The sequence below is a fragment of the Aeromonas sp. R10-1 genome (assembly GCF_040908465.1).
Taxonomy (GTDB): domain Bacteria; phylum Pseudomonadota; class Gammaproteobacteria; order Enterobacterales; family Aeromonadaceae; genus Aeromonas; species Aeromonas caviae.
This window is the reverse complement of sequence record NZ_JBFODT010000026.1, coordinates 1-13,770: the sequence shown is the minus strand read 5'-3', so window position 1 is coordinate 13,770 and position 13,770 is coordinate 1. Positions and strand designations below refer to the sequence as shown.

13 protein-coding genes are annotated in these 13,770 nt (G+C 62.0%); 8 read left to right on the top strand and 5 right to left on the bottom strand.

Annotation, left to right across the window (positions count from 1 at the left end; all coding sequences use genetic code 11):
* Positions 1 to 328: 328 nt before the first annotated feature.
* From AB5Y93_RS13715 to dinF, 3 genes are all read left to right on the top strand, one after another.
* Positions 329 to 619 (top strand): hypothetical protein, encoded by a 291-nt coding sequence (locus tag AB5Y93_RS13715; RefSeq protein ID WP_010672445.1) that lies wholly within the window; start codon positions 329 to 331, stop codon positions 617 to 619.
* A 190-nt stretch (positions 620 to 809) separates the two neighbouring features.
* Positions 810 to 1,436, top strand: a complete 627-nt coding sequence (locus AB5Y93_RS13710; protein WP_048209466.1) for an SCO family protein — start codon at positions 810 to 812, stop codon at positions 1,434 to 1,436.
* A 14-nt stretch (positions 1,437 to 1,450) separates the two neighbouring features.
* Positions 1,451 to 2,821, top strand: a complete 1,371-nt coding sequence (gene dinF, locus AB5Y93_RS13705) for an MATE family efflux transporter DinF (RefSeq protein ID WP_042014715.1) — start codon at positions 1,451 to 1,453, stop codon at positions 2,819 to 2,821.
* A gap of 31 nt (positions 2,822 to 2,852) precedes the next feature.
* On the opposite strand, the gene trmL is transcribed toward dinF, so the two are convergent.
* The 3 genes from trmL to AB5Y93_RS13690 all read right to left on the bottom strand — a co-directional run bounded on the left by trmL (position 2,853) and on the right by AB5Y93_RS13690 (position 5,435).
* Positions 2,853 to 3,317 carry a tRNA (uridine(34)/cytosine(34)/5-carboxymethylaminomethyluridine(34)-2'-O)-methyltransferase TrmL gene (gene trmL, locus AB5Y93_RS13700; protein WP_039041146.1) on the bottom strand — a complete coding sequence of 155 codons (465 nt, stop codon included), beginning with the start codon at positions 3,315 to 3,317 and terminating at the stop codon, positions 2,853 to 2,855.
* 70 nt (positions 3,318 to 3,387) lie between these two features.
* The gene (locus tag AB5Y93_RS13695; RefSeq protein ID WP_039041147.1) at positions 3,388 to 4,743 is read right to left on the bottom strand and encodes an ATP-binding protein; all 1,356 of its coding nucleotides are present in this window, start codon (positions 4,741 to 4,743) and stop codon (positions 3,388 to 3,390) included.
* On the bottom strand, positions 4,740 to 5,435 hold the full coding sequence (locus AB5Y93_RS13690) for a response regulator (RefSeq protein ID WP_010672450.1): 696 nt from the start codon (positions 5,433 to 5,435) through the stop codon (positions 4,740 to 4,742). Before AB5Y93_RS13690 ends, AB5Y93_RS13695 begins: the two co-directional genes overlap by 4 nt.
* Positions 5,436 to 5,522: 87 nt before the next feature.
* Here AB5Y93_RS13690 and AB5Y93_RS13685 point away from each other — a divergent pair, with 87 nt between their 5' ends.
* From AB5Y93_RS13685 to AB5Y93_RS13670, 4 genes are all read left to right on the top strand, one after another.
* A complete protein-coding gene (locus AB5Y93_RS13685; RefSeq protein WP_010672451.1) occupies positions 5,523 to 6,434 on the top strand; it encodes a cation diffusion facilitator family transporter in 912 nt (303 codons plus the stop codon).
* 8 nt (positions 6,435 to 6,442) lie between these two features.
* A complete protein-coding gene (gene cysE / locus AB5Y93_RS13680) occupies positions 6,443 to 7,222 on the top strand; it encodes a serine O-acetyltransferase (protein ID WP_010672452.1) in 780 nt (259 codons plus the stop codon).
* Positions 7,223 to 7,243: 21 nt separating this feature from the next.
* On the top strand, positions 7,244 to 8,524 hold the full coding sequence (locus tag AB5Y93_RS13675) for a hypothetical protein (protein ID WP_010672453.1): 1,281 nt from the start codon (positions 7,244 to 7,246) through the stop codon (positions 8,522 to 8,524).
* Between the two features lie 221 nt (positions 8,525 to 8,745).
* Positions 8,746 to 8,955 carry a cell division protein ZapB gene (locus tag AB5Y93_RS13670; protein ID WP_010672454.1) on the top strand — a complete coding sequence of 70 codons (210 nt, stop codon included), beginning with the start codon at positions 8,746 to 8,748 and terminating at the stop codon, positions 8,953 to 8,955.
* Positions 8,956 to 9,027: 72 nt separating this feature from the next.
* Here the strand turns inward: AB5Y93_RS13670 and elbB are convergent, their stop codons facing one another.
* Positions 9,028 to 9,678, bottom strand: coding sequence for an isoprenoid biosynthesis glyoxalase ElbB (elbB, locus tag AB5Y93_RS13665; protein WP_103244038.1), 651 nt, complete (start codon positions 9,676 to 9,678; stop codon positions 9,028 to 9,030).
* A 401-nt stretch (positions 9,679 to 10,079) separates the two neighbouring features.
* Here elbB and polA point away from each other — a divergent pair, with 401 nt between their 5' ends.
* A complete protein-coding gene (gene polA, locus AB5Y93_RS13660; RefSeq protein WP_368229631.1) occupies positions 10,080 to 12,833 on the top strand; it encodes a DNA polymerase I in 2,754 nt (917 codons plus the stop codon).
* A 77-nt stretch (positions 12,834 to 12,910) separates the two neighbouring features.
* On the opposite strand, the gene AB5Y93_RS13655 is transcribed toward polA, so the two are convergent.
* Positions 12,911 to 13,450: a gamma carbonic anhydrase family protein gene (locus AB5Y93_RS13655; protein WP_103244715.1), complete on the bottom strand. Its 540-nt coding sequence runs from the start codon at positions 13,448 to 13,450 to the stop codon at positions 12,911 to 12,913.
* Between the last annotated feature and the right edge of the window lie 320 nt (positions 13,451 to 13,770).

Genomic DNA, 13,770 nt, shown 5'->3' with positions numbered 1-13,770 from the left:
CTCCTGCGGGAGGCCTCTTCATTTTCATCTGCCGATGGCATCTCCCTCCCCACCTTTTCGCTTCTCCTTCCTGTGCGCACAGTCTCGCCGCACGACATGCATTTCGGATATATCCTTTGATAAGGCCCCTGTCATGGTCGGTGATCAGGGAAGGGGGAGTCGCACCGGGCAGTACGCCATGGCAGGGATGCATGATCGCCGGGTCGGTGCGCAGAAGGGAGAGTCGCCTCAGACTGGGGACTCGTACAGTCAGTACGCTGCCGTGGTTGGTTCGTCGTTGGGGACAAAGAGACCCGTCAGCGTGACCTGTTGAGCAAGGAGGACAGGTATGGCTTCAAGCTCGCCGTGGGATCCGGTGCCGGCCGCAGCGCCCGCATCTTCCATCACCCGATTCATCAAGGGCAGTCGGATGACATGGTTCTATGCGCTCTGGGTCTATCACAAGGGAGATGGTTGGACCATCTGGCTTGGGTGCCCCAAAGACAAGATTGTCCGCCTGGTTCGTCTGTTTCGCCGTCATCACGACATCGGATTGCCGGATGAGCCCTGGACTGCCCCCGTCATCCCGCTGCGCGTCCCCCTGAGACGTGCCCAGCCGCAGCACAGGCTGCGGCCCTGATCCCTCTTCCTGTACAAACAAGAGCCCCGCCAGAGCGGGGCTCTTGTTTGGGCGCCGATGCGGCTGAACCATGGCACAGACGCTTTCCCGCCGGGATGCAAGACTAGCCATCGGCGGGGGCAGGCGGGTTACAATGACCCCTACCGGTTTTGCCCCCTGGGCTTCTAACATAAGCAAGGCTTTGTTTTATATGGTTAAACCACGCTTTTACCTGCTGCTGTTGCTGTTCATCGGCGCCATTGCGGCGGCTTATTACTGGAGTCAGCCCGCGGTGCCTGAACAGGCCGATTACTACCCGGCGGGGCGAGACATCAACCCGTTTGCCCTCACGGATGCGGATGCACAGCCCTTTACCCCTGCCAACCTGACGGGACACTGGAGCTTTCTGTTCATCGGCTACACCTACTGCCCGGATGTCTGTCCGACCACGCTGGCGGATCTGCGCAGCGTCTATCCGGCGTTGAAGAAGATAGCCCCCACTAGCCAGGTGGTATTCATCTCGGCGGATCCCCAGCGGGATGACAGCGCCCGCCTGAAGAGCTATACCGCCTTCTTCGAGCCCGAGTTCAAGGCGGCGACAGCACCTCACAGTGCCCTCTTTCCTCTGGTCCGCAATCTGGGGCTGGTCTATTCCATCGTGGAAGGGGATCGCAAGGACTACCTGATCGACCACTCCGCCTCCATCGTGCTGATCAACCCCGAGGGGAAGCTGGTGGCCACCTTCCGACCCAAAGTAGCACCGGGTGAGGTGCCCCACGTGGACATGCAGGCCATGGTGGCCGACTTCGCGCGCATCGTGCGGCTGGCTGGCGAGTGAGCCCGGCGCGCACCATGCTGATTCCCGCCTGGCTGAAGGATCCTCGCCGCCACCGAGCCGTCTTCGCCCTGGCCCTGCCCATGGTGTTCTCCAACGTCACCACGCCCTTGCTGGGGCTGGTGGACACCTGGGTGATCGGTCATCTTGGCCAGGCCTGGTTTCTCGGCGGCGTCTCGGTCGGTGCGACCTTCATCAATCTGCTGTTCTGGTTGCTTGGCTTCCTGCGCATGTCCACCACAGGGCTGACCGCCCAGGCTCAAGGTGCAGCCCATGCCGAAGGGCAGCTCGACACCCTGGCGCGGGCCCTGGGCTTGGCGATCGGACTGGGCATGGCGCTGTTGCTCCTGTTGTTGCCGTTCCTGCCGGCCATCATCGCCCTCGGTGGCGGCTCTTCCGAGGTACAGACCTATGCCGGTCAATATGTGTCGGTGCGGGTCTGGAGCGCTCCGGCGGCCTTGTGCAATCTGGTCATCATGGGGTGGTTGCTGGGCATGCAGGATGCACGCAGTCCCATGCTGCTTCTGATCCTGGGCAATCTCGTCAACATGGTGCTGGATGCCTGGTTCGTGCTGGGATTGGGCTGGCAGGTGAAAGGGGTGGCCGCAGCTTCCCTGCTGGCGGATTACAGCACGCTCGGGGTGGGGTTCTGGCTGGTGAGCCGGCATCTGCGCCGACTTGATCCCGGGGTGTGGCACAACGCCTGGCAGCGCTGGCGCCAGTGGCCGGCCCTGCTGCGGCTGCTCGCCCTGAACCGGGATATTTTCATCCGCTCTCTCTGTCTGCAACTCTGCTTCGTGTTCATGACTCTGCAGGGGGCCAGGCTGGGGGATGTGGCGGTGGCCGCCAATGCGGTGCTGCTCAATTTCCTGATGCTGATTTCCTACGGGCTGGATGGATTTGCCTATGCGGTGGAAGCCATGGTAGGGCGCGCCATCGGGCGGCGTGATAGGCCGCTGCTGCGGGAGGCCATCGTTCTCAATCTGGGCTGGGCGCTGCTGATCGCCCTGGCATTCACCCTCTCGTTTGCCCTGGGGGGCCACTGGCTCATCCGCCACATTACCGACATACCGGCGGTGATCGCCGAGGCGCAACGTCAGCTCCCCTGGCTGGTGGCCATGCCGCTGCTGGCGGTCTGGTGCTTCCTGCTGGACGGGGTCTTTATCGGCGCCACCCGGGCCCGGGAGATGCGCAACAGCATGCTGGTGGCGGTGTTTGCCGGCTTCTTTCCCATCTGGTGGCTCTGCCAGGGATGGGGTGTGGCGGCCCTGTGGGCCGCCATGAGTGCCCTGATGGCCGGTCGTGGCCTGACGCTGGGCTGGCTCTGCTGGCGACTGGAGCGGGATGGACGGCTGCTGGCGGGGCAGGGGACGGCGCAGTCAGTCTGAATCCTGGCCGCCTTGCCAATATCGTCAGCGGTCAGAGCGAGCCTGAATAGTCGAACTGCCGCCAGCTCTCGTAGACGAACACCGCGACGGCGTTGGCCAGATTCATGCTGCGGCTCTGGGGCAGCATGGGAATGCGCAGCCGCTGCTCGAATGGCAGGCTCTCGATGATCTCCATGGGCAGGCCTCGGCTCTCGGGCCCGAACAGCAGGGCGTCACCGGGGGCAAACCGGGCCGCCGAGTGGGCGGTGCGTCCCTTGGTGGTGCAGGCAAAGACCCGTTGGGGGGCGACGGCCGCCAGAAACGCCTCATAGTCAGGCCAGCGCTTGACGTCGGCAAACTCGTGATAGTCGAGCCCGGCCCGCTTGACCCGCTTGTCATCCCACTCGAACCCCAGGGGCTCTATCAGGTGCAACCGGTAGCCGGTATTGGCGCAGAGGCGAATGATGTTGCCGGTGTTGGGGGGGATTTCCGGTTGGTAGAGCACGATATCGAGCATGGAAGGATCCTGGGCTGGTGCGAAACGGGCGCCAGCATACCCAGCACCCGTGCCGATGAAAAGGGGGAGGTCAGGGCATGGGCAGACGGATGGTGATGACCAGTCCGGTCGGCTGATTGCTGCTGGCCCGGATGGTCCCCCCATGACGCTGGATCGCCTCGGCGGCGATGGCAAGGCCGAGACCCGTGCCCCCGGTCTTGGCGTTGCGGGCATCGTCCACCCGAAAGAAGGGCAGGAACAACCGGGGCTGCTGCTCCACCGGCACGCCAGGGCCGTCATCCCGTATGGTCATCACCCATTCCCGTCCCTCCCGGTACCAGTCCACCTTGATGAACTCGCGGGCATACTTGAGGGCGTTGCGCAGGGGATTTTCCAGGGCGCGCGCCAGCAGCTCCGGCCACATGGTGAGGGATTCGGCGGGCAGGGAAGGGAGCCTGAGCTGTTTGCCGTTCTGGTTTGCCTCGAACATGGCATCGTCCAGGATGGGCTCCAGCAGCTCCGCCAGGGGCAGCGTCACCGGCGCTTCCACATGTTGCTGCACCCGCGACAGATCCAGCAGATCCCCTATCAGCTTGTCGAGCCGGGCTATCTCCCCTTCGATGCGCGCCAGCTCGGCGCTGTCCCCCTGCTTGCGGCGGATCAGCGCCTGTGCGAGCTGGATGCGGGTCAGGGGGCTGCGCAGCTCGTGGGAGATGTCGGAGAGCAACTGCTTCTGCTTCTGGATCATGTCCTTGAGGGTGTCGACCATGCGACTGACATGTTCGGCCAGCTGGCCTATCTCGTCGCGCCGACCCAGGTTGGGGATCTGTATTTCCAGGTTGCCCTGGGCGAGTTGGGAGACCGACTGCTGCAACTGCAGTATGGGGCGGGTCAGGCGCCAGGCGAGCAACAGACAGAGCGGGGTGCTGACCAGCATGGCGATGCCCAGGATCTGGATGGGGTGATCCAGGATCTGGATGAAGAGGAACAGGTAGGAGTTTTCGACGTTCAGACCGAAATAGACGTGATAGGTCTGGCCGTGATGGACCATCTGGAAGGGGCCGGCGATGGCGCGCTGGTGTTCGCTGCCCAGCATGGGCTTGGCTGGGTTGTCCGAGTCGAGCATGAAACGGATCACGAACTTGCTCAGCCGGGTGCTGGACTGCATCTGCCCCTTGGCATCGCGTAGATAGATGTTGTCCACCGGCAAGAGGCCCGCGGCATCGATGGCCTTGGCCAGATCGAAATCCTGCTCGGGATCCGCGCCCCGTTGCAGCGCCGCCAGGTTGTTGTTGAGACGGGTGATCTCGTGGGCCGGCAGCGGGATGATGTTGCGGGGGTCCAGGGTGGGGAGGATCACCACCGCGGCCACGACCAGCAGCAGGATGAACCAGAACCAGAGGAAGATCTGGGTGGACAGGCCGTTGAAGGTGCGGGCCGATTTCATGCCTGCTCCAGCCACAGGTAGCCTCGTCCCCGCACCGTCTTGAAGCGGGGCTGGCCGTCGGCCCGCTCCGGCAGCTTCTTGCGCAGGTTGCTCAGGTGCATGTCGATGGCCCGATCGAAGGGTTCGAGCTTCTTGCCCAGCACCTGCTCGGAGAGCAGGCCCTTGCTGACGATCTGGCCCGGATTGCGCAGCAGGCACTCCAGCAGGCCGAACTCGGTGGCGGTGAGTTCCAGCAACTGATCGTCGCAGCGAGCCTGTTGCAGGCCGGGCTGCAGCACCAGATCCATGAAGCGCACCTCTTCCGAGCTGCCGCCGCGCTGGGGAGCCTGGCTCTGGGTTCGACGCAGGATGGCGCGCACCCGGGCCAGCAGCTCCCTGTCGTCGAACGGCTTGGCGAGATAGTCGTCGGCACCGGCCTCCAGCCCGTTGACCCGATCCTGGCTGTCGCCACGGGCGGTCAGCATCAACACCGGGGTGTCGTGGGTCTTGCGCAGCCGGGTCAGCATCGCGAAACCGTTGAGTCTGGGCATCATGACGTCCAGCAGCACCAGGTCGAAAGCCTGTTCTGCCAGTCGCTGCAATCCCTCTTCCCCATCCTCGGCGACGGTGACCTCAAACCCCTCCAGGGTCAGGATTTCGGTGAGCAGCTGTGTCAGTTCGAGATCGTCGTCGACCAGGAGTATTTTGTTCATCTGGGAGTCACTCTGTTGATTTTGCACGCCAAACTGACGTCCGGGTCAGGGTATAATAAGTTTTTACGCGTCGGAGGAAAGCCGGTTTTGAGCCACCAACACTATTCCCGCTGGGTCACCCTGGCCAGCATGGCCGCTGTGACCACCGCCACCCTGCTCATCCTGGGCAAACTGATCGCCTGGCTGATGACGGATTCATCCAGCCTGCTGGCATCCCTGACCGATTCCTTCATGGACATCAGCGCCTCTCTCATCAATCTGCTGGCCATCCGTTATGCGCTGGCCCCTGCCGACGAAGAGCATCGCTTCGGCCACGGCAAGGCGGAGTCCCTGGCGGGTCTGGTGCAGTCGGCCTTCATCTCGGGGTCCGCCCTGCTGCTGGTGATGCACGGCATCTCGTCGATGCTGAATCAGGTGCCCGTGGTGCGCCTGGAGGCGGGGATCTGGGTCAGCGTCGGCTCCATCGTGTTGACCCTGTTGCTGGTGAGCTTCCAGAGCTTTGTCATCCGCAAGACCAACAGTGTGGCCATCAAGGCCGACATGCTGCACTACCGTTCCGACCTGCTGCTCAATGGCGGCGTGCTGGTGGCACTGGTGCTGGCGGGGCAGGGGTGGTACTGGGCCGACGGCCTGTTTGCCATTCTGATCGGTCTGTTCCTGGTGTGGGGGGCTGTCCATATCGGCTACGAATCGGTGCAGGCCCTGCTCGATCGTCAGTTGCCAGAGGAGGAACAAGCGAGAATAATGGCCCTCTGCTGTGCCGTAGAGGGGGTGCATGGCGTACATGACCTGCGTACCCGCCAATCCGGGCCGACCCGTTTCGTGCAGTTGCATCTGGAACTCGATGATCAACTGCCTCTGGTCAGGGCCCATCAGATAGCCGACGAGGCTGAACTGGCCGTCCGCCAGGCCTTCGAGCGGATGGATGTGATCATTCACATGGACCCCATCTCGGTGCTGACAAAAGAACGACAAAGCACTCACCCTGAACAACAGTAGGCTGCAACATGGATGATCTGGTTGCCAGAACCTGGCAAAAAATTCAGCAGGAAGCGCAGAGCATGGCGGCCCAGGAGCCCATGCTGGCCAGCTTCTTTCATTCCACCATTCTCAATCACCGGGATTTGCGCTCGGCGCTGAGCTTCCAGCTCGCCAACAAGCTCGACAGCACCACCATGCCTGCCATCGCCTTGCGGGAAGTGATCGAGCTGGCCCTGCGCAGCGAGCCCGAGCTGCTGGCCGCAGTGGCCGCCGACATCTGCGCGGTGCAGGATCGCGACCCGGCGGTCGACCTCTTCTCCACCCCGCTGCTCTACCTCAAGGGATTCCATGCTCTTCAGGGGTATCGGGTGGCCAACTGGCTGTGGCGTCAGGGACGCCGTGCCCTGGCGCTCTATCTGCAAAACCAGATCTCCGTGGTGTTCGGCGTAGATGTACACCCGGCCGCCCGCATCGGCAAGGGCATCATGTTTGACCATGCCACTGGTATCGTGGTCGGGGAAACCGCCGTCATCGAGAACGACGTCTCCATCCTTCAGAGTGTGACTCTGGGGGGGACCGGCAAGGAGAGTGGCGATCGTCACCCCAAAATCCGGGAAGGGGTGATGATAGGGGCGGGGGCCAAGGTGCTCGGCAACATCGAGGTGGGCGTCGGCGCCAAGATCGGTGCCGGCAGCGTAGTGATCAACCCGGTGCCGCCTCACACCACGGTCGCTGGCGTGCCTGCCAGGATTGTGGGCCGCCCCGAGTGCGACAAACCTTCCCTGGACATGGATCAGTGCCTCTGATCCCCTGACCGAGGCCGTTGTATGGTCAAGCGCTGGTCAGGCTTTCTGATCCTTGGGATGTGGCTGCTCAACCTGCTGCACCTTTATCTGGACTTCTCCCCCTGGCCCGCCGCCATCGCGGCCTGGGCCGCCTCCCTGCTCACCTGGCCCTGGCTGGTGGGTGCCGCACGGCGCCAGGCGCTGGCCCTCTACGGCGCGGCGCTCCTGCTGCTGCTCTTTTCCTGGTGGCGGGGGGCCAGCCTCAGCCCAGGTGACTGGCTCTTGCCGAACATCAACATGCTGACCATGTTTGCCGCAGTGAGCACCCTCAATCTGGCTACCTCCGGCCTCTTGACCGGCACCGCCTCCTGGTCCGGTCGCAAGGGGCTGTGGAGCACCATGGCCAGCCTCAATCTGCTGGGGGCCGTCATCAATCTTTCGGTGCTCTTCATCATCGGCGATCGGCTGGAGCGCAACGGGACGCTGGAGCGGCGTCAGGTCATGGTGCTGAGCCGGATCTTCTGTGCTGCTGCGTTTTGGTCCCCCTTCTTCGTCGCCATGGCGGTGGCCCTCACCTATGCACCGGGTCTGCAACTGGGCAGCATACTGCCTTTTGGCATACTGGCGGCCTTGCTGGCCATGGGGCTGACGGCCTGGCAGGTAGAGCGACTCGGCGTGGAGACCTTTGAAGGTTATCCGCTGCGGCTCCAGACCCTGGGGCTACCGGTGACCCTGGCACTGCTGGTGCTGGTGATCCACCGTTTCTGGCCCGGACTCAGCATTCTGGCGGTGATCGCCCTGGTGGCGCCCTTGCTGGCCCTGCTGTTCATGCCGCAAGCGGGGCGAGGGGCTGCTCTCAAGCGCCAGGTGGTGGAGCGCTTCCCGGCCATCGGTGGCCAGCTGGTGCTGTTTCTGGGGGCCGGCCTGCTGGCGGCTGGCATCAACAGCGCGCTGTCAGTACTGGACTTTGGCAGTGGCCACGGCCTGCCGCTGTTCAACCACTTCGGCTGGCTGGAAGCCTGCCTGACCCTGCTGCTGATCTTCCTGGTGGCCATAGTGGGCGTGCATCCTCTCATCAGCATCTCGGGGGTGGCGCCGCTGCTCTGGCCGCTGGCACCGGATCCCAGCCTGCTTGGCATGTGCTTCCTCATGGGGTGGGGGCTGGCGACCGGGACGAGCCCGCTCTCCGGCTCCAATCTGGCGCTGGCGTCCCGCTACAACCTGAGCGCCGGGCTGCTGCTGCGCTGGAACCTGCTCTACGGCCTGCTGATGTACGCCGTGGCCTGTCTGATGATGGGGGGCTTCATCGCCTTGCATGGCTGATGACGGCATCTGCAGGAGGGCGGGTTATGCCACGGCGGACGCCCGGGATCGAGGTTCCTGCTGCCTGCGAGAAAAACCGACGCATATTTAAGCAATACCAGGCCGCAGGGCGCATTTTGCAACGTGCTGGCTTGTTTGTGCCGAGCGCATCAGGGTATGCTGGCTCCACGCGCTTGAATCGCCCTCTGTGGGGCATCGCAATTGAACATACAGGTATGCATATGTCACTAGAAGTCCTTGAGCAACTCGAATCCAAAGTACAATCCGCCGTCGACAACATCTCCTTGCTGAAGATGGAGCTGGACGAGCTGAAAGAGCAGAACAGCAAGCTGCAAGACGAAAACCACCAACTGCGCAACGAGCACGTTGCCTGGCAAGAGCGTCTGCGTGCCCTGCTGGGCAAGATGGACCAGATGGGCGATGCCATCTGATCCCGTCTAGATTGACCGGAATGAAAGCGGGCCGCTCCTTGAGCGGCCCGCTTGTTTTGGTCTGCCGGGCAATCAGAGTGCCAGCAGCTGTTTGACGGTCTTCTCGATGCCGTCCGCCGCCTCCACAATATTGTTGGCCAGCATGTAGGCAGGGGTGGAGATGACCTTGCGCTCCTGATCCACCACGAATTCGCTCACCGGGCAGTCGAGATGACTGCCACCCATGGCTTCGATGGCGTTGGCGGCGCCCTCGTCGTTGCCAATGGTGGCCAGGGTGCCTGCCCCATAGATGAGCGGGATCATGGCCGGTGCGATGCAGATGTAGGCGGCCGGTTTGCCGGCTCTGGCAAAGCTCTGGCAGGCCTTCAGCACATCCGGCTGGATGCGGCACTCTGCGCCCTTGATGGCGAAGTCACACAGGTTCTTGGCGGCGCCGAAGCCGCCCGGCACCAGCAGGGCGTCGAAGTCGGCTGCATCCAGTTCAGCCGCATCTCTGATCTGGCCGCGGCAGATGCGGGCCGCCTCGACCAGCACGTTGCGGTTCTCTCCCTCGCTGACCTCGCCGGTCAGGTGATTGATGACATGAAGCTGAGGGACATTGGGGGCGAAGCATTGAACGGATGCTCCCTGACGGGCCAGCGCCAGCAGGCTGATGACGGCCTCGTGGATTTCGGCGCCGTCAAACACGCCACAACCACTCAAGATCACGGCCACTTTTTTCATGACAGACTCCTCGTTGTTGAAAATGTGAGCCAGGGTAGATTGTTGTACTTTTGTATGGTTATCGTTCGACCTCCGCTGGTCAAGTCATCTCCCTGTGCTAGGATTGTTTCGTTTTGGATCCTGCCTCAGTACCCCCCTTGAATTTTTTTCCACATTGATCGAGATCATGATGAGTGTGTCATGTTGAGTTTTCATGATCTCAACGTAATGTTTTAAAAGATATTTTTTGTTTTAATCCACAGCTTTATCACGGCCGTGATGCAATGGTGCCATTTTTGAGCACAGAGTTATCCACAGCAATGTGCCTCACCGGTGCGCCGGGGTGATGGTGGGAGTCCCCTTGGTGTGGTGCGGGCCCTGTGGCATCCTAGCGGCTGTTTATTCTTGGCAGGACGATTTTCATGGCCTCTAGCAATCCTCTTATTCTGGTCGACGGCTCTTCATATCTTTACCGCGCCTTCTTTGCCTCGCAGCAGGCCGATCTGCGCACCTCGACCGGCTTGCCTAGCGGCGCCGTCCGTGTCATGGCCAACATGATGCGCAGCCTTCGCAAGCAGTACCCCGACTGCCACGTGGCCGTGGTGTTCGACGCCAAGGGCAAGACCTTCCGTGACGACATCTATCCCGAATACAAGGCAACACGCGCCAGCATGCCGGACGATCTGCGCAGCCAGGTCGCTCCTATCCACCAGATGATCAAGGCAATGGGTTTCCCCTTCCTGATGGTCGAAGGGGTGGAGGCCGACGACGTGATCGGCACCCTGGCCCGTCAGGCGACCGAGAAACAGCTGCCTGTGCTCATCAGCACCGGCGACAAGGACATGGCGCAGCTGGTCTCCGACCATGTCACCCTGATCGACACCATGAAGGATGTGAAGACCGATCGGGAAGGGGTGATCGAGAAGTTCGGCGTACCGCCCGAGCTCATCATCGATTACCTGGCGCTGATGGGGGACAAGGTGGACAACATTCCCGGCATGACCGGTGTCGGCGAGAAGACCGCACTGGCCCTGTTGCAGGGGATAGGCAGCATCGACGAGATTGCCGCCAACCTCGACAAGGTGGCGGCGCTCGGCTTCCGTGGCTCCAAGGCGTTCGCCGACAAGTTCCGCGAGCAGGAAGAGCAGGTGCGCCTTTCCTATGTGCTGGCCACCATCAAGACCGACGTGGCGCTGGAGCAGAGCCTGGAAGAGTTGCAGCTTGGCCCCATCGACAAAGAGGCTCTGCTGGCGGTCTATCGCGAGTATGAGCTGCGCAACCTGATCAAAGAGCTGGAGTCCGGTGGCGCTGAGGAGAGCGAAGCCGAAAGTGATGAGGAAGGCGCCGCCCCGGCAGCCGCCATCGAAACCGACTATCGCTGCATCCTGGATGAGGCCGAATTCGATGAGTGGCTGGCACGGTTGCAGGCGGCGCCGCTGTTTGCCTTCGACACCGAGACCACCAGTCTCGACTATATGGAAGCGCGCGTCGTTGGCGTCTCCTTTGCCATCGAGCCGGGCAAGGCGGCCTACGTGCCCTTCGGCCATGATTATCTGGGAGCGCCTGTCCAGCTGAGCGAAGCGCTGGTGCTGGGCAAGCTCAAGCCGCTGCTGGAAGATCCGGCCCGTCTCAAGGTGGGGCAGAACCTCAAGTACGATCGCAACGTGCTGCTCAACCACGGTATCGAGCTGCAGGGTATCGCCTACGACACCATGCTCGAGTCCTATGTGCTCAACTCCACCGCCAGCCGCCACGACATGGATTCCCTGGCCCGCAGGTATCTGAACGTCGAGACCATCTCGTTCGAGGACATTGCTGGCAAGGGGGTCAAGCAGCTCACCTTCAACCAAATCGAACTGGAGCAGGCGGCTCCTTACGCGGCGGAAGATGCCGACATCACCCTGCGTCTGCATCAGGCGCTGTGGGGCAAGCTCTCTGCCGAGCCGGGCCTTGCCAAGGTATTCAGCGAGATTGAATTGCCGCTGCTGCCGGTGCTGGCACGGATGGAGCGACTTGGTACCACCATCGAGCCCAAGCTGCTGCACCAGCAGAGCCAGGAGATCGAAGTGCGTCTGGCAGAGCTGGAGAAGCAGGCCCATGAGCTGGCCGGGCAGGAGTTCAACCTCTCCTCGCCCAAGCAGCTTGGGGAAATCCTCTTCACCAAGCTGGGGCTGCCGATCATCAAAAAGACCCCCAAGGGAGCGCCATCCACTGCGGAAGAGGTGCTGGCCGAGCTGGCGGAGACCTATGATCTGCCGCGTCTGCTGATGGAGCACCGTGGCCTGGCCAAGCTCAAGTCCACCTACACCGACAAGCTGCCGCTGATGATCAAGCCGCAGACCGGGCGGGTGCACACCTCCTATCATCAGGCGGTGGCGGCGACCGGTCGGCTCTCGTCCACCGATCCCAACCTGCAGAACATCCCGGTACGCAACGAACAGGGGCGCCGCATTCGGCAGGCCTTCATTCCGTGCGCCGGTTACAAGCTGGTGGCGGCGGACTACTCCCAGATCGAGCTGCGCATCATGGCCCACCTCTCCGGTGACAAGGGGTTGCTGACCGCCTTCGCCGAGGGCAAGGACATCCACAAGGCGACCGCCGCCGAGGTGTTCGGGGTCGCGCTCGATGCGGTGACCAGCGACATGCGCCGCAGTGCCAAGGCGATCAACTTCGGTCTCATCTATGGCATGAGCGCCTTCGGTCTGGCCAAGCAGCTGGGGATCGGTCGTGCCGAGGCGCAGAAGTACATGGATCTCTACTTCGAGCGCTACCCGGGGGTGCTGGAGTACATGGAGCGCACCCGCCAGCAGGCGGACGCCCAGGGCTATGTCGAAACCCTGTTTGGCCGTCGCCTCTATCTGCCGGATATCAAGTCTCGCAACGCGGGCCTGCGCAAGGCGGCCGAACGGGCCGCCATCAACGCCCCCATGCAGGGCACCGCTGCCGACATCATCAAGCGGGCCATGATCAATGTGGATGGCTGGATCCGCGGGATTGAAGACGAGTCGATCCGCATGTTGATGCAGGTGCACGATGAACTGGTGTTCGAGATCCGCGAAGAGAAGCTGGAAGAGTACATCGCCCTCATCAAGGAGAAGATGTCGTGTGCGGCCGAACTGGATGTGCCGCTGGTGGTGGAAGTGGGCACTGGTGTCAACTGGGATCAGGCCCACTGATCCTGCCTGATGGTCACATAGCTATATAAGAAGAGAAGCCCGGCATCATGCCGGGCTTCCTGTTTGTGGCTGCAGGGTCAGGCCTCTTGCAGGTATTCATCCTTGAGCAGCACATAATTGTCGGCCGAGGTCTTCAGGAAGGCGATCTCGGCCGGCTTGAGAGGGCGGGCCTGCTTGACGGGATTGCCCATATAAAGAAAGCCGGCCTCGAGCCGCTTGCCTGGTGGCACCAGGCTGCCCGCCCCGATCATCACATCGTCTTCAACGATCACCCCATCCAGCAGGATGGCACCCATGCCGACCAGTACCCGGTCGCCTATGGTGCAACCGTGCAGCATGGCTTTATGACCGACCGTGACATCCTCACCTATCAGCAGCGGATAGCCGCCGGGGTTGCTGGCACTCTTGCGGGTCAGGTGCAGCACTGTACCGTCCTGAATGTTGCTGCGCGCACCGATGCGGATATGGTTGACGTCCCCTCTGGCGGCCACCATGGGCCAGATGCTGGCATCGTCGCCCAGCTGGATATCCCCCACCAGGGTGGCGCAGGGATCCACATATACCCGATTGCCCAGTTGCGGGCATTTTCCCTTGTAAGGTCTTAGTCGCAAGTCCATCTTGGCCTCCTTGTTTTCGGCCATTCTAGCAAGACGACACCGGTTTCTGTGGATAAGTTTGTATAAAAGCTGTGCTTGGATATGAATAACTAAAAAAGTGCCGATTTTTGCAATTTTATTGCAGAGGAGGGGTTGCCAGAATGAATTCGCTCCCTATAATGCGCCTCCATCGACACGGCAAGCGGCAACGCAAACAAGCCGGTCGGTAGCCTCGAAAAGCCTTTGAAAATAAGGCTTGACTCGAGAAGGCGGTTGAGTAGAATGCCACTCCCGCAGCAGCCAAAAGCTGCGTCGCTCTTTAACAATTTGAATCAAGCAAT

Excerpts from the sequence above, each read along its gene's own strand:
- AB5Y93_RS13670 (WP_010672454.1), top strand. The coding sequence starts at position 8,746 with ATGTCACTAGAAGTCCTTGAGCAACTCGAATCCAAAGTACAATCCGCC.
- AB5Y93_RS13655 (WP_103244715.1), bottom strand. The coding sequence starts at position 13,450 with ATGGACTTGCGACTAAGACCTTACAAGGGAAAATGCCCGCAACTGGGC.
- AB5Y93_RS13715 (WP_010672445.1), top strand. The coding sequence starts at position 329 with ATGGCTTCAAGCTCGCCGTGGGATCCGGTGCCGGCCGCAGCGCCCGCA.
- dinF (WP_042014715.1), top strand. The coding sequence starts at position 1,451 with ATGCTGATTCCCGCCTGGCTGAAGGATCCTCGCCGCCACCGAGCCGTC.
- elbB (WP_103244038.1), bottom strand. The coding sequence starts at position 9,678 with ATGAAAAAAGTGGCCGTGATCTTGAGTGGTTGTGGCGTGTTTGACGGC.
- AB5Y93_RS13695 (WP_039041147.1), bottom strand. The coding sequence starts at position 4,743 with ATGAAATCGGCCCGCACCTTCAACGGCCTGTCCACCCAGATCTTCCTC.
- cysE (WP_010672452.1), top strand. The coding sequence starts at position 6,443 with ATGGATGATCTGGTTGCCAGAACCTGGCAAAAAATTCAGCAGGAAGCG.
- trmL (WP_039041146.1), bottom strand. The coding sequence starts at position 3,317 with ATGCTCGATATCGTGCTCTACCAACCGGAAATCCCCCCCAACACCGGC.
- AB5Y93_RS13675 (WP_010672453.1), top strand. The coding sequence starts at position 7,244 with ATGGTCAAGCGCTGGTCAGGCTTTCTGATCCTTGGGATGTGGCTGCTC.
- AB5Y93_RS13690 (WP_010672450.1), bottom strand. The coding sequence starts at position 5,435 with ATGAACAAAATACTCCTGGTCGACGACGATCTCGAACTGACACAGCTG.
- polA (WP_368229631.1), top strand. The coding sequence starts at position 10,080 with ATGGCCTCTAGCAATCCTCTTATTCTGGTCGACGGCTCTTCATATCTT.
- AB5Y93_RS13710 (WP_048209466.1), top strand. The coding sequence starts at position 810 with ATGGTTAAACCACGCTTTTACCTGCTGCTGTTGCTGTTCATCGGCGCC.